Origin of the sequence: Georgenia satyanarayanai (assembly GCF_900116375.1) — a bacterium.
Classification (GTDB): Bacteria; Actinomycetota; Actinomycetes; order Actinomycetales; family Actinomycetaceae; genus Oceanitalea; species Oceanitalea nanhaiensis.
Map to the genome: position 1 here is coordinate 41,551 of NZ_UETB01000015.1, position 14,443 is coordinate 55,993.

The 14,443-nt window shown below is 71.5% G+C and carries 18 protein-coding genes; 6 read left to right on the forward strand and 12 right to left on the reverse strand.

What is annotated here, in order from left to right:
• Positions 1–15: 15 nt before the first annotated feature.
• Genes DSZ44_RS15270 through DSZ44_RS15280 form a run of 3 tightly spaced genes read left to right on the forward strand, consistent with a single transcriptional unit; the run spans position 16 to position 2,248 of the window.
• Positions 16–609 (forward strand): single-stranded DNA-binding protein, encoded by a 594-nt coding sequence (locus DSZ44_RS15270; RefSeq protein WP_146237580.1) that lies wholly within the window; start codon positions 16–18, stop codon positions 607–609.
• A 2-nt stretch (positions 610–611) separates the two neighbouring features.
• Entirely contained in the window at positions 612–1,235 is a 624-nt protein-coding gene (locus DSZ44_RS15275) for a hypothetical protein (protein WP_309146725.1), read from the forward strand.
• Positions 1,235–2,248, forward strand: a complete 1,014-nt coding sequence (locus DSZ44_RS15280; RefSeq protein ID WP_110853489.1) for a hypothetical protein — start codon at positions 1,235–1,237, stop codon at positions 2,246–2,248. Before DSZ44_RS15275 ends, DSZ44_RS15280 begins: the two co-directional genes overlap by 1 nt.
• A gap of 171 nt (positions 2,249–2,419) precedes the next feature.
• On the opposite strand, the gene DSZ44_RS15285 is transcribed toward DSZ44_RS15280, so the two are convergent.
• The 10 genes from DSZ44_RS15285 to DSZ44_RS15330 all read right to left on the reverse strand — a co-directional run bounded on the left by DSZ44_RS15285 (position 2,420) and on the right by DSZ44_RS15330 (position 10,884).
• Positions 2,420–2,632: a helix-turn-helix domain-containing protein gene (locus DSZ44_RS15285; RefSeq protein ID WP_110853490.1), complete on the reverse strand. Its 213-nt coding sequence runs from the start codon at positions 2,630–2,632 to the stop codon at positions 2,420–2,422.
• 38 nt (positions 2,633–2,670) lie between these two features.
• Positions 2,671–3,978 (reverse strand): site-specific integrase, encoded by a 1,308-nt coding sequence (locus DSZ44_RS15290; RefSeq protein ID WP_181424677.1) that lies wholly within the window; start codon positions 3,976–3,978, stop codon positions 2,671–2,673.
• Between the two features lie 248 nt (positions 3,979–4,226).
• Complete coding sequence (locus tag DSZ44_RS15295; protein WP_110853492.1) at positions 4,227–4,562, reverse strand: metal-sulfur cluster assembly factor; 336 nt, start codon at positions 4,560–4,562, stop codon at positions 4,227–4,229.
• Positions 4,559–5,047, reverse strand: coding sequence for a Fe-S cluster assembly sulfur transfer protein SufU (gene sufU / locus DSZ44_RS15300; RefSeq protein ID WP_110853493.1), 489 nt, complete (start codon positions 5,045–5,047; stop codon positions 4,559–4,561). The genes DSZ44_RS15295 and sufU overlap by 4 nt, the downstream gene beginning before the upstream one ends.
• On the reverse strand, positions 5,040–6,350 hold the full coding sequence (locus DSZ44_RS15305) for a cysteine desulfurase (RefSeq protein WP_110853494.1): 1,311 nt from the start codon (positions 6,348–6,350) through the stop codon (positions 5,040–5,042). Before DSZ44_RS15305 ends, sufU begins: the two co-directional genes overlap by 8 nt.
• A gap of 20 nt (positions 6,351–6,370) precedes the next feature.
• Positions 6,371–7,129, reverse strand: coding sequence for a Fe-S cluster assembly ATPase SufC (gene sufC, locus DSZ44_RS15310; protein WP_110853495.1), 759 nt, complete (start codon positions 7,127–7,129; stop codon positions 6,371–6,373).
• A gap of 29 nt (positions 7,130–7,158) precedes the next feature.
• The gene (locus tag DSZ44_RS15315) at positions 7,159–7,506 is read right to left on the reverse strand and encodes a non-heme iron oxygenase ferredoxin subunit (RefSeq protein ID WP_110853496.1); all 348 of its coding nucleotides are present in this window, start codon (positions 7,504–7,506) and stop codon (positions 7,159–7,161) included.
• Positions 7,503–8,738 (reverse strand): Fe-S cluster assembly protein SufD, encoded by a 1,236-nt coding sequence (gene sufD / locus DSZ44_RS15320; RefSeq protein WP_110853497.1) that lies wholly within the window; start codon positions 8,736–8,738, stop codon positions 7,503–7,505. The genes DSZ44_RS15315 and sufD overlap by 4 nt, the downstream gene beginning before the upstream one ends.
• Positions 8,738–10,168 carry a Fe-S cluster assembly protein SufB gene (sufB, locus tag DSZ44_RS15325; RefSeq protein ID WP_110853498.1) on the reverse strand — a complete coding sequence of 477 codons (1,431 nt, stop codon included), beginning with the start codon at positions 10,166–10,168 and terminating at the stop codon, positions 8,738–8,740. The genes sufD and sufB overlap by 1 nt, the downstream gene beginning before the upstream one ends.
• Positions 10,168–10,884: a helix-turn-helix transcriptional regulator gene (locus DSZ44_RS15330; protein WP_110853544.1), complete on the reverse strand. Its 717-nt coding sequence runs from the start codon at positions 10,882–10,884 to the stop codon at positions 10,168–10,170. The genes sufB and DSZ44_RS15330 overlap by 1 nt, the downstream gene beginning before the upstream one ends.
• A 183-nt stretch (positions 10,885–11,067) precedes the next feature.
• Between DSZ44_RS15330 and DSZ44_RS15335 the strand changes: the two genes are divergently transcribed.
• Together DSZ44_RS15335 and DSZ44_RS15340 are read left to right on the forward strand one after the other, a co-directional pair.
• Entirely contained in the window at positions 11,068–12,018 is a 951-nt protein-coding gene (locus DSZ44_RS15335; RefSeq protein WP_110853545.1) for an ABC transporter ATP-binding protein, read from the forward strand.
• Complete coding sequence (locus tag DSZ44_RS15340; protein WP_110853499.1) at positions 12,015–12,755, forward strand: ABC transporter permease; 741 nt, start codon at positions 12,015–12,017, stop codon at positions 12,753–12,755. The genes DSZ44_RS15335 and DSZ44_RS15340 overlap by 4 nt, the downstream gene beginning before the upstream one ends.
• Before the next feature lie 2 nt (positions 12,756–12,757).
• On the opposite strand, the gene DSZ44_RS15345 is transcribed toward DSZ44_RS15340, so the two are convergent.
• Entirely contained in the window at positions 12,758–13,141 is a 384-nt protein-coding gene (locus DSZ44_RS15345) for a DUF5997 family protein (protein ID WP_110853500.1), read from the reverse strand.
• A gap of 64 nt (positions 13,142–13,205) precedes the next feature.
• On the opposite strand from DSZ44_RS15345, the gene DSZ44_RS15350 reads away from it, so the two are divergent.
• Complete coding sequence (locus DSZ44_RS15350; RefSeq protein ID WP_110853501.1) at positions 13,206–13,937, forward strand: LysR substrate-binding domain-containing protein; 732 nt, start codon at positions 13,206–13,208, stop codon at positions 13,935–13,937.
• A 150-nt stretch (positions 13,938–14,087) separates the two neighbouring features.
• Here DSZ44_RS15350 and DSZ44_RS15355 read toward each other — a convergent pair whose 3' ends face one another.
• Positions 14,088–14,438, reverse strand: a complete 351-nt coding sequence (locus DSZ44_RS15355) for a hypothetical protein (protein WP_110853502.1) — start codon at positions 14,436–14,438, stop codon at positions 14,088–14,090.
• Positions 14,439–14,443: the final 5 nt, after the last annotated feature.

Sequence of the window (14,443 nt, forward strand, 5' to 3'; positions counted from 1 at the left end):
ACCTAGAAGGGCCGGGTGTCGAACGTCGCACACCTGTTTGTCGAAGCGGTCTCCCAAACAGAGGGCCCCGCCCGACATGAGGACCGGTCCATCATGACCATCCCAGTGCAGCAGTCCCTGGCGGGATTCATCGCCAGCGACGCGGACGTCTCGTTCACCGGCTCCGGCATCACCCGCGTCCACTTCCGCGCCGGAGTCGAGCACTGGCGCCGCGAACAGGACGGAACCTTCACCAAGCTCGACAACACGTTCCACGACCTCCTGATCTTCGGCAAGACTGCCGAGCGCGCCGCGGCACGGTTCCGCAAGGGCGACCAGTTCGTCGCCCACGGGTACGTCGACACCCGACCCGCCGAGCCGCCCGCCCGGCCCTCCGAGGTGTTCGTCGCCCGCAAGATCGGGCACGACCTGGCGCGTACCGCCTATGACGTCAACCGCACCCCCGTCACCCCACGGCAGACTCCTCACCAGCTCGACCAGGCCGCGGCCAGTACTACAGCCCCGCCGCCCAACGACGCACAGCGCGCGCCCACGACACCGCCAGCCGGCGCAACGTATTCGACCGCGCCGCGCTCGGGCACCGCGACCGGCCAAGGGATCGGGTTGTGATCATGGACGGCGAGGTGCCCTGGCAGTTCGACTCCGAGCCGGTCGACGGGCCCGCAGGAGCCTTCTCTGACGGGCAGCTCGCGGTATTCGAGTCCGAACTGACCGATGGCCTCGACCACCTCCGCGGCTTGGGTGACTGGGACGGACCGGTCGAGCCCGTCGAGTGGCGGACGCTGACCGCGGACCAGGCCGAGGCTCGGTGGCGGGCGTTGGATGAGTTCGTCACCTGGCTGCGCACTACCTACGGGCTGCCACCGACCGTGGTCCCGCCCCTGTGGCACCGCCATCCCGAGCTGGTGGAGGAGCTCTCCGCCCTCCACACCCACCGGTTGGCGTGCTACGAACTCGGCAGCTCCGGCTCAGGACCGCTCGCCTGGCACGCCGATTTCGCCGACGCCCGCGAACGCCTGCGCGAGTGGGTCGCCACCTCAGGCACCCGCCTGGACCGCGACCGGCCCACACGCGCCACCTCCTGGCCCGGCGAGCCCGCCGTGGCCCCGGCCGAGGAGAAGTCCATCACCGACCGGCAGGCCGACTTCGCGGCATTCGTCGCCGCCGACCTCGACTCCCGCCGCATCACCAGGGCAGGCGCGGCCCACACCGGCGAGAAAAGGCGAGGTGTGTGATGACCGGGGAGGCCTACCGCGACGACGCGAACGACCCGCACGCCCTGCGCCTGGAAGCTGACCACCTCGCACTCGAGGACCACACCACGACCTCCGCCCAGCCCGCGCACCGGATCATCGCGACCCACCTGTGGACCATGCTCCGCGATCTGGGCTTCACCGAGGGCCGGGTGCTGGCCCTCGGTGACGACGCCGCGACCTTCATCGGGCTGCCGCACACCGACGGCTCCTCGCCCGCGTCCGTGGTCGCGGACATCACCGATACCCGCACCCCGAGCACTCAGTTCCTGGTGCAGCTGCGGCTCCCGAAGGCGCACGACCGGTTCGACGTCGTGATCGCGTCCCTGCCCTACAACGACGTGCGTCTCCAAGACCCCGGGCACGTCATCGTACGGCGCACCGTCCAAGCCCAGCTCGCCCTCACTCTGGCAACACTCACCCGCTCCGGCGGGTACACAATCCTCCTCGCCTCCCACGACCTGATGGACCAACCGTTCCCCGAAGCGCGCCGCCACCTGCACCCGGTCGCCGACCTGCTCGGCGCGGTCCGCCTCCCGGCCGGCGCCCACCGCAGGCTCCCCGGCCTGGACTCGCCCACCGACCTGCTTGTCCTAAGGCACCGGCCCGACGGGGAGAGCAGCCGCTCGCAGGACTTCGAGCGCACCACGACCATCCACGTCGATGACCGCGACGTGGAGATCAACACCTACTTCGAGAACAACATCAGCCAGGTGCTCGGCACGGTTGGCGCCGACCCCCTAGCCTGGGGACCCGCCGCCGTCACCATCTCCAGCGCACCCGACCGACTCGGCCGCGACCTGGCCGAAGCGCTCAGCAACGTCACTGCCGAAGCACTCCGCGCCGGTCTGGCCTACACGCCAGACACCATCCATCGTCGACCCCAGCGGCCGCCCGTCGGCGAGCCCATCCGCCAGCGCGACCGTCAGGCAGCGCACCCGGCGCCACACCCCCACCCCCGCAGTGTCCACCGCCACACCGGGCTCGAGCGGTGAGGACGACACGTAACGTCAACCAGCGCCCGCGGAGGTAAGGGACGCTGACCGCCATCACGCAGCTCGCAGGAGCCTGGCCGCTCCGGACCCGAACACTAGAGACGCATGGGGCCAGCGCCCGACGGCGGGGCGCTGGCCCTTGCTGTCAGACTGAGCTGCCGCGCACCGCGTCTACCGGGCCGTAGGAATGGTGATGACGAGTGAACGGCGGAGCTCCTCAAGATCAACCCGGATGACGCGGCCGACCTTGTACCCGGTGATGGTGCCGTCGGCGATGCGTCGCCGGATCGTCTTAGTGCAGACGCTGAACTCTGCTGCGGCGTCGGCGAGTGCGACGAGCTTGCCGCTCGGCACCCGCGTGGTCGCCGGTCGATTCGCGCTCATGTGGGCCTCCTGGTGATGTGGACGGCACTCTCGGTCCGTCATGTCGGAGGTGTGCGCCCTGCCCCTTCGGGCCTCTCCTGTCCGCCTGAGGCCAGCGACTGCGCAGCCCCGTCGCCAGTCGTACGCCGAGCACGCCGTTGGGCGAGCTCGTCGGTGAAGGCGGCCCCGACCTTCTCCGCGATGGCGTGGCGACGTTCCTCGTCGCCGATGTGCTGATATCGCAGCGCGATGGTGGGGTTCTTGTGGCCCGCGATTGCCATGAGCTCAGCCAGCGTCGCACCCGAGCGCGCGGCCCACGTCAGGGCCGTGTGCCGCAGATCGTGGATGTGCAGGTCGGCCAGCCCCACCTGCTTGCGCACGGACCGCCAGTTCGACTCGACGACGGACGCGTGCAGCAATGCGCCTTTTCGCCCGACGAAGACGAAGCCGTCGTCACCGGGCTGCGCATGCTTCTCGAGGTGCTCTTGCAGGATCGGCACGACGAACGAGGGGATGGCAACGTCCCGCTTGGATGCCTTCGTCTTCGGATCTCCGATCTCGTTGAACCGTCCACTGGCCCTATTGTTGGCCGCGGTCCCCCGTACCTGAACGACGGCGCGCGCCGGGTCGTCCAGGTGCAGGTGCCGGCGCTGCAGCGCCCGGAGCTCGCCGTGACGGAGCCCAGTTGTCGCCGCGAGCGGCACCAGCGCTGCCAGGTAGTCCGGCATCAGCTCGTGCAACCTCCACATTTGCTCTGGTGTCAGCACCACGGGTTCGTGGACGGCGTCGTATCGCAGTGCCCCCTTGACGCGAGCCGGCGAGGTCTCGAGCAGTTCGTGGTCCACGGCGTCGTTCAGCACCGAGGACAGGACCTGGTAGGCGGAGAACGCCGCGCCACGGCCTTCGCCCTTCCGCTGTGCGGTCCTGGCCTCGGCGGCGAGCTGCGCCCGCATCTTCGTGTACCAGTTGGAAATGTCTAACCGCGACAGGTCGCGCAGCGGGATGTCGCCGAGATCGGGCAGCACTCGTTTACGCAGCGTTCGCTCGTACCGATAGCGGGTCGAGGGGCGCAGCTGCTTGCCGGCGATCGACCGTTCCGCCCACTCGGCGAACGTGATCCCGCGCTGGGCATCCAGCCAGGCGCTGCGTTCCCGCTCGCGCGGTGGGGTCCACAGGTCGCGGTCGATCAGCAGTCGCTCGGCGTTGAGCCAGGCCTCGGCGGCCATCTTGTCGCCGAAGTTGCGCGAGTGACGCTTCAGGTCGGGCCCGGTGTAGCGCGCGCGCCAACTGGTGACCGCGCCAGCCTGCTGGCTCTTGCGCCGCTCGAGCTCGCCGAAGGTCCGCTTTCGTTTCTGCCTCTCGGTCATGGGTGTGCCTCCACCCATCAGGTGTCCCGCCGGGACCTCCTGTGGGGGGGAATCGCACACCCGACAGCACCGACGATCTGCGCTCCGACCTGCGCAGACGGACCGAGATCCGTGGGGGAACTGTGGGGGAATGAAGTGCCCTGAGAGGGCCCTCCGGTCCACCTGGGTCCCCGACGGAAAACACTGTCGTCGCAGGTCAGGCAGCGTTTTCCGCTGATCTGCCGATCAGCGGAAAACTGCCAAGAAACTCAGACGTTAAAGCCGAGGGCGCGCAGCTGCTCGCGGCCGTCGGGGGTGATCTTCTCCGGGCCCCACGGCGGCATCCAGACCCAGTTGATCCGCATGTCGTTGACGAGGCCGTCCAGGGCCTGGGCGGACTGGTCCTCGATGACGTCGGTCAGCGGGCAGGCCGCCGAGGTGAGCGTCATGTCGATGACCGCGTTGTTGTGCTGGTCCACGGTCACGCCGTAGACGAGCCCGAGGTCGACGACGTTGATGCCGAGCTCGGGGTCGATGACGTCCCGCATCGCCTCCTCGACGTCCGCAGCCGTCGTCGGGGACGGGTTGGTCTGGGTGTCACTCATCGGTCCTCCTCCTGTGTGGCGGGCGCGCTGGTCAGTGCGTGGGCGAGGGCGTCACGCAGCGCCATCCACCCGAGCAGGGCGCACTTGATGCGCGCCGGGTACTTCGCCACCCCGGTGAACGCGCTCGCGTCCCCCAGCGTGTCCTGCTTCTCCTCGGGCAGCTCGACCCCGCGGCCGTGCATGAGCTCGCGGAAGGTCTCGTTGAGCGTGTCGACCTCGTGGACGGTGCGGCCCACGACGAGGTCGTTGAGCACCGACAGCGAGGCCTGGGAGATCGAGCAGCCCTGACCGACCCAGCCGACCTCGTCGACCCGGGGGCCGGCGTCGTCGTGGGCCAGGCGCACCCGCAGGGTGACCTGGTCCCCGCAGGTGGGGTTCACCTGGAAGGACTCGGCGTCGTAGGGGTCGAGCTCGCCCGCCCCGTGCCGGGCACGGGAGTGGTCGAGGATGACCTGCTGGTAGAGCTGTTCCATCGGGTCAGCCATGATCGACTCCGAAGAAGTGACGCACCTTGCCGAGCTCCTCGACGAAGACGTCGATCTCCTGCTCGGTGGTGTAGATGGACGCGGACGCGCGGGCCGAGGCGTGCACCCCGAGCCGCTGGTGCACCGGCTGGGCGCAGTGGTGCCCCACGCGGACGGCGACGCCCGCGTTGTCGAGGACCTGGCCGACGTCGTGCGGGTGCACGCCGTCGACGGAGAAGGCGACGACGGCGAGCCGGTCCGCCGCGTCCTGCGGGCCCAGCACCCGCACACCGGGCACCGAGGAGATGCCGGCGAGCAGCCGCTCGGTGAGCATGTGCTCGTGGGCGGCGACGGCGTCCATCCCCAGCTCGGCGAGGTAGTCGACCGCGGCGCGCAGCCCCACGGTCTGGGACACCATCTGGGTCCCCGCCTCGAAGCGCTGCGGGGCGTCGGCGTAGGTGGTGCCCTCCATGGTGACGACCTGGACCATCGAGCCGCCGGTGAGGAACGGGGGCATCTCGTTGAGCAGCTCGCGCCGCCCGTAGAGCGCGCCCACGCCGGTGGGCCCGAGCATCTTGTGGCCGGAGAAGACGGCGAAGTCGACGTCCAGGGCGCGGAGGTCCACCGGGAGGTGGGGCACGCTCTGGCAGGCGTCGAGCAGGACGAGGGCACCGGCCGCGCGCGCCCGGCGCACGATCTCCGCCACCGGGCTGACCGCGCCGGTGACGTTGGAGGCGTGCGTCAGGGCGACGAGCCGGGTGCGCTCACCGATGACGTCGAAGGTGTCGGCGTCGAGCCGTCCCTCGTCGGTCAGCCCGATCCAGCGCAGGGTGGCACCGGTGCGGGCGCACAGCTCCTGCCACGGCACGAGGTTGGCGTGGTGCTCGGCCTCGGTGACGACGATCTCGTCACCGGCGCGCAGCGCGAAGCGCTCCACCGCGCGGTCCCCGCCGCGGCCGAGGCTCGCGTTGGACATGGCGTACGCGACGAGGTTGATCCCCTCGGTGGCGTTCTTCGTCCACACGATCTCGTCGGTGTCGACACCGACGAAGGCCGCGACGGCCGACCGGGCCTGCTCGTAGGCCTCGGTGGCCTCCTCGGCGAGCTGGTGCGCGCCACGGTGGACCGCGGCGTTGCGCTGCTCGTAGAAGTCCTGCTCGGCGTCGATGACGCACTGGGGCTTCTGGGAGGTGGCCGCCGAGTCGAGGTAGACCAGCGGCCGGCCGCTACGAGTCGTCCTGCCCAGGATCGGGAAGTCGGCGCGCACGGCCGCCAGCTCGGCCGCGCTCAACGCGCCCGAGCCGGTGGTGACCGGTGCACTCATCTCTGTCCTTCCGGTGCGGCTCAGACCGCGGCCGTCACGTACTTGTCGTAGCCCTCGGCCTCGAGGCGGTCGGCCAGCTCGGGGCCACCCTCCTCGGCGACGCGGCCGCCCACGAACACGTGGACGTAGTCGGGCTTGATGTACTGCAGCACCCGCGTGTAGTGGGTGATGAGGAGGAAACCGGCGTCGGTCTCGCCGTGGACGCGGTTGACGCCCTCGGCGACGATGCGCAGCGCGTCGACGTCGAGGCCGGAGTCGGTCTCGTCCAGGACGGCGAACTTCGGGCGCAGGAGCTCCATCTGGAGGATCTCGTGACGCTTCTTCTCACCGCCGGAGAAGCCGGCGTTCACGTCGCGCTGGGCGAAGACCGGGTCCATCTTCAGCTTGTCCATGGCCGCGTTGACGTCCTTGACCCAGGTCCGCAGGGCGGGGGCCTCGCCGTCGACGGCGGTCTTGGCGGTGCGCAGGAAGTTGGAGACGGTGACGCCGGGGACCTCGACCGGGTACTGCATGGCGAGGAACAGGCCGGCGCGGGCGCGCTCGTCGACGCTCATCTCCAGGACGTCCTCGCCGTCGAGGAGGATCTCGCCGTCGGTGACCTCGTACTTGGGGTGGCCGGCGATGGCGTAGGCGAGGGTCGACTTGCCCGAGCCGTTGGGGCCCATGATGGCGTGGATCTCACCGCTGTTGATGGTGAGGGTCGCGCCCTTGAGGATCTGCTTCGGGCCGTCGTTGGTCTCGACGTTGACGTGGAGGTTCTTGATCTCAAGCGTGGACATTCAGGTTCTCTTCCTTCAAGTTCGGGGGGTCAGGCGTTGGCTGCGACGGTCGTGGTGACGTCGACGAGCACGGAGTCGCCCTGGACGGTGACGGGGTAGACGGGCACGGGCTGGGTGGCCGGCAGGCTCAGCGGCTTGCCGGTGCGCAGGTCGAAGCTGGAGCCGTGGAGCCAGCACTCGATCGCGCCGTCCTCCACCTCCCCGTCCGAGAGGCTCACCTGACCGTGGGAGCAGGTGTCGGAGATCGCGTGGTACCGACCGTCGTTGTCGCGGACGACCGCGACCGGCACGGGCCGGCCGTCGGCGTCCTCGATGTCGGTGCGCATCGCCTCACCGGGCTCGAGGTCGCCGGTGTCGCAGACGTACTGGGCGCTCATGCCGTGGCGTGCTCCATCGTGCGGTCGAGCTCGGCCTCGATGGCCTCCATGAGGCGCTCGGAGACGACGGGGACGCCGATCTGGGCGATGAGCTCGGCGAAGAAGCCGCGGACGACGAGGCGGCGGGCCTCGGCCTCCGGGACACCGCGCGAGCGCAGGTAGAACAGCTGCTCGTCGTCGAAGCGACCGGTGGCGCTGGCGTGCCCGGCCCCCTCGATCTCCCCGGTCTCGATCTCGAGGTTGGGCACGGAGTCCGCGCGCGCGCCCTCGGTGAGGACGAGGTTGCGGTTGAGCTCGTAGGTGTCGGTGCCCTCGGCGGCGACGCGGATGAGGACGTCACCGATCCACACGGAGTGGGCGTCCTTCCCCTGGAGCGCACCCTTGTAGGTGACCCGCGAGACGCAGTTCGGCTCGTTGTGGTCGACGAAGAGGCGGTGCTCCTGGTGCTGGCCGGCGTCGGCGAAGTACAGGCCGAGCATCTCGACGTTCCCGCCGGGGCCGGCGAAGGCGGCGTCCGGGGTCACGCGCACGACGTCGCCGCCGAGGGTGACGACGATGTGCTTGAGCGAGGCGTCCCGGCCCACGCGGGAGCGGTGCGCCGAGAGGTGGAGCGCGCCGTCCTCCCAGTCCTGCACGGAGACGACCGTGAGGCGGGCGTTGTCCGCGACGTCGACCTCGACGGTCTGGGCGAGGCTGGCGCTGCCGCGGTGGTCGAGGACGACGATCGCCTCGCTGCTCTCCTCGGCACGCAGGAGGACGTGCTGGGCCGCGACGCCGTCGGCGCCGGTCCCGGTCACGGTGACCATCGTGGGTGCGGCAGCGACGTGGTTCCGCGGCACGGTGAGGACGAGCGCCTCGGTGAAGGAGGCCCACGCGGCGGCCGCGGTGCGGTCACCGGGTGCCCCGACCCGGCCGAGGCGGGAGTCGTCACGGCCCACGCGCTCGACGGTGACACCCTCGGCGGCCTCGACGGTGACGTCCGGGGCCGCACCGTCGAGCTCACCGGCGAAGAACCGCTGGAGGCGGTCGACGGGCGTGAAGCGCCAGTCCTCCTCGCGCCCGGTGGGCACGGGGAAGTCGGACAGCTCGAAGGAGGTGGCGCGGTCGGCGCGGGAGGCCTCCGGGACGACGCCGCCACCGTGGGTGTGGGCGGCGTCCGTGGAGGCGCGGGAGTGGTCGGTCTTCATCTGGTTGTTCGTCGTCCCCTTGGTCGTGTCGGTCGTCGCGGTCATCAGCCCACCGCCCCTTCCATCTGCAGCTCGATGAGGCGGTTGAGCTCGAGTGCGTACTCCATCGGCAGCTCACGCGCGATCGGCTCGACGAAGCCGCGGACGATCATCGCCATGGCCTCCGGCTCCTCCATGCCGCGCGACATGAGGTAGAAGAGCTGGTCGGCGCTCACCTTGGAGACGGTGGCCTCGTGGCCCATCTCGACGTCGTCGACGCGGACGTCGACGTACGGGTAGGTGTCCGAGCGGGAGACGAGGTCGACGAGCAGCGCGTCGCACAGGACCGTGGACTTCGACTGGGTCGCACCCTCGAGGACCTGGACCAGGCCGCGGTAGGAGGCGCGGCCACCGCCGCGGGCCACGGACTTGGAGACGATCGAGGACGACGTGTGCGGCGCCATGTGGACCATCTTCGAGCCGGTGTCCTGGTGCTGGCCCTCGCCGGCGAAGGCGATGGACAAGGTCTCGCCCTTGGCGTGCTCACCCATGAGGTAGACGGCCGGGTACTTCATCGTCACCTTGGAGCCGATGTTCCCGTCGATCCACTCCATGGTGCCGCCCTGCTCGACGGTCGCCCGCTTGGTGACGAGGTTGTAGACGTTGTTCGACCAGTTCTGGATCGTCGTGTAGCGGACGCGGGCGTCCTTCTTGACGATGATCTCCACGACGGCCGAGTGCAGCGAGTCGCTCTGGTAGATGGGGGCGGTGCAGCCCTCGACGTAGTGCACGTAGGAGCCCTCGTCGGCGATGATCAGCGTCCGCTCGAACTGGCCCATGTTCTCGGTGTTGATGCGGAAGTAGGCCTGGAGCGGGATCTCGACGTGGACGCCCTTGGGCACGTAGACGAAGGAGCCGCCGGACCACACCGCGGTGTTGAGCGCGGCGAACTTGTTGTCACCGGAGGGGATGACGGTCCCGAAGTACTCCTCGAAGATCTCCGGGTGCTCCTTGAGCGCCGTGTCGGTGTCCAGGAACAGCACGCCCTGGGCCTCGAGGTCCTCGCGGATCTGGTGGTAGACGACCTCGGACTCGTACTGGGCGGCGACGCCCGCGACGAGGCGCTGCTTCTCGGCCTCCGGGATGCCCAGGCGGTCGTAGGTGTTCTTGATGTCCTCGGGCAGGTCCTCCCAGCTGGTGGCCTGCTTCTCGGTCGACCGCACGAAGTACTTGATGTTGTCGAAGTCGATGTCCGACAGGTCGGCGCCCCAGTTCGGCATGGGCTTCTTGTCGAAGAGGCTGAGCGCGCGCATGCGGCGCTTGAGCATCCACTCCGGCTCGTCCTTCAGCTCGGAGATGTTGCGCACGACGTCCTCGTTGAGGCCGCGCCGAGCGGTCGCGCCGGCGTCGTCCTTGTCGTGCCACCCGAACCGGTAGTTCCCAATCGAGGCGATCGTCTCGTCCTGGGTCATGGGGGTGTCGGTCGTACTCGTCATCAGATTCCTTCCGTCTCGTCACCGTGCGGTGACGGGGTGGTGCTGGGGCGGCCGGTCGGGACGGTCGTGGGGATGTGGGTGGTGCACACGTGCTCGCCGCCGGCCAGCGTAGCCAGCCGCTGGACGTGGACGCCGAGGAGGCGGGAGAACGCGCGTGTCTCGGCGTCGCAGAGCTGGTGGTAGGACTCGGCGACGGCCAGCACCGGGCAGTTGCCCTGGCACAGCTGGACCGCCAGGCCGCGCGGTCCCACGGAGCGCACGGTCGCCGCGTAGCCGTCCTGGGTGAGCGCACCGGCCAGGGCACGCGCGCGGTCGGCGACGTCCTCCCCGGCTGCCTCGACGACGGGCGCGTAGCGCTCCTCCAGGCCGCTGACCCGCTGGTTGGCGAAGTGGTCGACGGCGTCGGGGCCCGCGACGTCACCGATGAACTGCAGCGCGTGCGTGGCGAGGTCGGAGTAGGCGTGGGACAGGCCCGAGCGGCCGGCGTCGGTGGCGACGTAGTAGCGCGCGGGCCGCCCGCGACGGCGCTGGCCGGGGCCGGAGGGCTCGTGGACGACGATGCGCTCGTCGCGCTCGAGGGCGGCGATGTGGCGCCGCACGCCTGCCGGGGTGAGGGTGAGGAGGCGGGCGAGCTCGGCGGCGCTGACGGGCCCGTGCTCGACGACGAGGCGGAGCACGCGGTCCTGCGTCGCTGACTCGACGCTGGTCTCGCTCACGGCTCGCTCCTCCTTCTCACTCCGGCGGTGGGAGGCGCGCCAGAGGCGCACCGTCACATTAGGGAACAGTCTCGTTGCCGAAATGCTTCCCGGCAAGCAAGGCAAACCTCACCGTGGGGGTTCTCACGCCCCCGGCTCCCGACCCCGGAGGCCCGCCGCCGCGCGGTTAGGCTGGGCCGCGTGCTGACGGACTCCCCCGCCCTCCTCGTCGACGGCCTGCGCAAGCGCTACGGCGACCGGGACGTGGTCTCCGGGCTGAGCCTGCGGGCCGCGCGCGGGGAGCTGACCGCCGTCCTCGGTCCCAACGGTGCGGGGAAGACGACGACGATCGAGTGCTGCGAGGGCCTGCGCCGCCCCGACGGCGGACGGGTCGAGGTGCTCGGTCTGGACCGGACGCGCCCCGAGAACGCCGCCGAGCTTCGCCACCGGGTGGGCGTCATGCTCCAGGAGGGCGGGCTGCCCATGGCCCCGCACGCCGGGGCGGTGCTGCGGCACGTCGCGAGCCTCCACGACCGTCCCGAGGCCGCCGGCCCGCTCCTCGAGCGGCTCGGGCTGACGACGGTGGCCCGCACCCGGGTCCGGCACCTGTCCGGCGGGCAGCGTCAGCGCCTGGCCCTGGCGTGCGCGATCGTCGGGGAGCCCGAGCTCGTCTTCCTCGACGAGCCGACCGCGGGCCTGGACCCGCAGGCCCGGCTGGCCGTGTGGGACCTCGTTCGGGAGCTGCGCGCGGCCGGCACGTCGATGGTGCTCACCACCCACCTCATGTCGGAGGTGGAGGAGCTGGCCGACCACGTCGTCGTGGTCGACCGCGGCGCCAGCGTCGCCGCCGGTCGCCCCGCCGAGCTGCGCGGCGCCCCGCACGTGCGCATCGCTCCCCCGCCGGGCACCTCAGCCGCGACGCTCGCGGCGGACCTCGCCGCCGCGCTCGCCCAGCACGCGGGTCTGGACACGTGCGCGGAGGCGGGCGGCGTCGTCGTGCGCGGTACGCGGATGGACGCGGCGGTCCTCGCCGTCGTCGCCCGTGCCCTCGCCGACACCGGCCACGGGGCGGCCGAGGTCGCCCTCACCCGGCCCACCCTGGAGGACGCGTTCCTCTCCCTCACCGGCCGAGAGCTGCGGGCGGACGCGGCGTGAGCGCGACCAGCCGCCGGGTCCTCGCGCAGACCCGGTTCGAGACCCTTGCCGTCCTGCGCAACGGGGAGCAGCTCCTCCTCACGCTGCTGCTGCCCGCCATCGCGCTCGTCGCCCTCGCCTCGACCGACCTCGTGCCGCTGCCCGGGCCGCGGGCGCACGCCGCGATGGGCAGTGCCCTGGCGATGGCGGTGGCCTCGTCCTTCACCTCCCAGGCGATCGCCGTGGCGTTCGACCGGCGGTGGGGTGTGCTGCGCATGCTCGCGACGACGCCGCTCGGGCCGCGAGGGCTGCTCGCGGGCAAGCTCGGGGCGGTGCTCGTCGTCCTCGTCGTCCAGACGGTGCTGCTCGGCGCCATCGGGCTGGCGGTGGGGTGGCGGCCCGGCGGCCTCGACGTCGTCCAGCTGCTCGGAGCGCTGGCGCTCATGGTGCTGGGGACCGGGGTGTTCGTCACCTTCGCCCTGCTCGTGGGCGGGACGCTGCGGCCCGAGGCGGTGCTCGCGATCGCGAACCTGCTCTTCGTCCTCATGGTCGTCGGCGGCGGGCTCGTGCTCCCGCTCGACATGCTGCCCGGCGCCGTCGCCGCCGTGCTGGCGTTCCTCCCCCCCGGAGCGCTCGGTGAGGCGCTGCGGACGCTGCTCACCGACGGGACGGTCGACGTCGTCGCCCTCGTCGTCCTCGCGGCCTGGGCGGTGCTCGGTGGTGTGCTCGCCACCCGCGCCTTCCGCTGGGACGCCTGAGCTCAGCCGGCGTCGGTCCCCTCGGCGGCGCGGCGCTCGGCGAGGCGGGCCTCCTCGGCGCGCACCCGGTTGAGGGTGACGCGCTCCTCGTTGAGCCAGGTGGGCGGCTCGTCGAGAAGCGCCTTGATCTCGTCCGTGGTGAGCGGGTCCGTGACGCCCGCCCGGGCCAGGCCGGAGGTGGACACACCGAGCCGGCGGGCGACCTCCTGGCGCGGGTGGGGACCCTTGCGGCGCAGGTCGCGCAGCCACTCCGGCGGGTCCGCCTGCAGGGCGTTGAGCTCGTCGCGGGAGATGTCGCTCTCCTGGAACTCCGGCGGGGTCGCGGAGAGGAGCACCCCGAGCTTGCGAGCGGCGGTCAGGGGCTTGAGCATCTGCGGCTTGGCCATTGCTGGATGGTATCGGCCGATAGTCTCGACCCGCGCCACCCCACCCGTCCCCCGAGGAGCAGCCATGGCCGAGCCCTTCCGCGTCGGCTTCGTGCCCGGCGTCAGCCCGGGCAAGTGGTTCACCCGGTGGGAGCAGCGGCTTCCCGACTCCCCGCTGGCGCCGCGGCTCGTCGAGCCCGAGGACCAGCGGCGCCTCCTCGTCGAGGGCGAGGTGGACATGTGCTTCGTGCGGCTCCCGCTGGACCGTGACGGACTGCACCTCATCCCGCTCTACGAGGAGGTGCCGGTCGTCGTCGCCGCCAAGGACCACCCGGTCACCGCCTTCGACGAGGTGGACGTCGCCGACCTCGCCGCCGAGCACCTCCTCCAGGACGCTGCTGCCTGCCCCGAGTGGGCCGCCGTCGCCGAGGAGGTGCGCGAGGGCCGCCGGGTGGAGCCGCCGCCCATGACGGTGGCCCAGGCGGTGGAGGTCGCGGCGAGCGGCGCCGGGATCGTCGTCCTGCCGATGTCGGTGGCGCGCCTGCACCAGCGCAAGGACGTGCGTGCCGTCCCGGTCACCGGGGTGGCCACCACGCAGGTGGGCCTCGCCTGGCGCGTGGACAACGAGGACCCACGGGTGGAGACCTTCGTCGGGATCGTCCGGGGCCGCACCGAGCGCAGCTCGCGCCAGCCTGACGCGCGGCCCGCCGACGCGCGCCCGGAGGCCAAGCGCCCCGGGCCCGGGCGGGGTCGCGGAGCGGGTGGCGCCCGCCGTCGGGGCGGTCCCGGGCCGCGGAAGGGCCGTCCCGGCCGCTGAGCCGCGCCCGCGCCGCCCGGCACGTGGTGTCGGTGATCTGCACCGAAGTCCGCGACGCGCCGACGACACGCCGGGACACCTGTCGCGCAGCAGCCCTCCGGTGGGACTTGGGTGCGGATCAGCGTCGGCGCCGTCGGCTCTCCGGCGCTCTCACCCTCTGGACGACCGAGGGTGGCCGGTGTCGACAGCCCGGGGGGTGTTGACCCGCAGGACGATCTCCGAGCCCGCCATCCACACGCTGAACGCCGCGGCGCCCGCCTCGAACCAGGGCAGCCGCTCGTCCCAGCGTGACGGCGACGGCGCTCCCGCCGCACGCCGCAGGAGCAGCAGCCCGCCGGCGAGGTTGGCCGCCCCCCACGCGCCGTTGACCGCCGGCGAGGAGTCCCGGCCCGCAAGGGGCGTGAGGTGGCGCCGGCCGGCGACCGCGCTGGCCAGGTGCGGCGCGCTGTTCGCCACGAGGACGCCGCTCAGCAGAGCGGCCCACGTCGACTTCTGTCTCATGACCG